This is a genomic window from Mesorhizobium sp. M7A.F.Ca.US.014.04.1.1 (assembly GCF_003998745.1).
Lineage (GTDB): Bacteria > Pseudomonadota > Alphaproteobacteria > Rhizobiales > Rhizobiaceae > Mesorhizobium > Mesorhizobium ciceri.
This window is the reverse complement of record NZ_RZRW01000907.1, coordinates 1-1602: the sequence shown is the minus strand read 5'-3', so window position 1 is coordinate 1602 and position 1602 is coordinate 1. Positions and strand designations below refer to the sequence as shown.

The following is a 1602-nucleotide window of genomic DNA, read 5'->3' as shown; positions in this document are numbered from 1 at the left end:
TGTCCGGGCTTGCCTTCGGCACATTGAGCGGCATCGTCCATGTCAAGCTGCGCGTGCCGTCCTTCGTGGCGACGCTCGCCACCGGCGGCGTCGTCACCGGCCTGGCGCTCTGGGTCTCCAACGGTCGCGCCATCACCATCGAGGAAGCGGGCCGCGAAAACACCGCCTGGATCAACGCCACGGTCGCCGGGGTGCCGGTGGTGGTGCTGATCTCGGCGGTCATCGGCATCGCCGCCTTTCTGGCGCTACGCTACACGCGCTTTGGCCGCCAGGCGATTGCCGTCGGCGCCGGCGAACCGGCCGCCTGGGCGGCGGGCATCAATGTCGACCGCACCAAGATCATCGCCTTCGCCGCTTCAGGCATGCTGGCGGCTGTCGCCGGCGTGGTGCTGGCGGCAAGACTGTCGAGCGGCTCGCCGGTGCTTGCCAATCAATTGCTCTTGCCGGCCATCGCCGCCGTCATTGTCGGCGGCACCGCCATCACCGGCGGACTGGGCGGCGTGGCGCGGACCGCGGTCGGCGCGCTGATCATCTCGATCGTGCGCATCGGCATGACCTTCGTCGGCGTCAATATTTTCCTGGAAAACATGGTGTTCGGCGCGATACTCATCGCCGCCGTCTCCATCACCATCGACCGCAGCAAGATCGCGGTCATCAAGTGACAGCTCGATCCGCACCGCCTCCCAAGCCAGCGCGGACAGGACGGGGTCGCATCACAAGCCCGATGCGACCCCGCTTGGTCAGATCACATCGTGTCGAGGCCGATCAGCTCGATCTTGTAGCCGTCCGGGTCTTCGACGAAAGCAATATGGGTGGTGCCATGCTGCATCGGTCCGGGCTTGCGCGGGATCTTGGCGCCGCGCTTTTCGAGTTCGGCGCAGACGGCGTAGATGTCGTTGACGCCGAGCGCCAGGTGGCCGAAGCCGGTGCCGATCTCGTAGGGCTCTTCCCTGCCCCAGTTCAGCGTCAGCTCGACGACGGCCTCCTTGTCCTCCGGCCCATAGCCGACAAAGGCGTTGGTGAACTTGCCGCCGGGATAGTCGTCGCGGCGCAGCAATGTCATGCCGAGAACCTCGGTGTAGAAGGCGATCGACTTGTCGAGGTCGAGCACCCTGATCATGGTGTGCATATAGCGAAAGCCCGGGGCGTCGCTCATTGGGTAAGTCCTCCGAATTGGGTGATTTGCGGGTCTGACCATCCACATCAAACGGCGGGTCGGGACGTGGCCTCACTTGATGTTCTAAATCAGGGTTGTATGATAACACGACAAGAACGGTGGTTGTCCAGTCGTTTTTCCCAGGGGTCCAGAGTCCATTCATGAATGCCGTGCCGCCCACCTCCGCATCGCTGATCGCTGCCCTGGCCGGCGTGCTGCCGAATGGTGGGCTGCTGACCGCGGATGAGGATCTGGCGCGCTACAGCCGCGACTGGTCGGGCGACCATTTCGGCCGCCCGCTGGCGGTGGCGCGTCCGGCCTCGGTCGAGGAGATGTCGGCGCTGATGCGGCACTGCCATGCCGAACGCATCCCCGTCGTGCCGCAAGGCGGCCTGACCGGCCTCGTCGGTGCGGCGGTGGCGGCGGATGGCGGCGAGATCGTCATC

General features: G+C 65.4%; 3 protein-coding genes. 2 read left to right on the top strand and 1 reads right to left on the bottom strand.

Annotated elements, in window-relative coordinates; genetic code table 11:
- A partial coding sequence (locus EOA22_RS32970; protein ID WP_164756153.1) for an ABC transporter permease occupies positions 1-662 on the top strand: 662 nt, incomplete at its 5' end.
- An 83-nt stretch (positions 663-745) separates the two neighbouring features.
- Here EOA22_RS32970 and gloA read toward each other — a convergent pair.
- Complete coding sequence (gene gloA, locus EOA22_RS32965) at positions 746-1156, bottom strand: lactoylglutathione lyase (protein WP_019856614.1); 411 nt, start codon at positions 1154-1156, stop codon at positions 746-748.
- A 161-nt stretch (positions 1157-1317) separates the two neighbouring features.
- Between gloA and EOA22_RS32960 the strand changes: the two genes are divergently transcribed.
- The coding region (locus EOA22_RS32960) for an FAD-binding protein (protein ID WP_164756152.1) at positions 1318-1602 on the top strand (285 nt) is incomplete at its 3' end.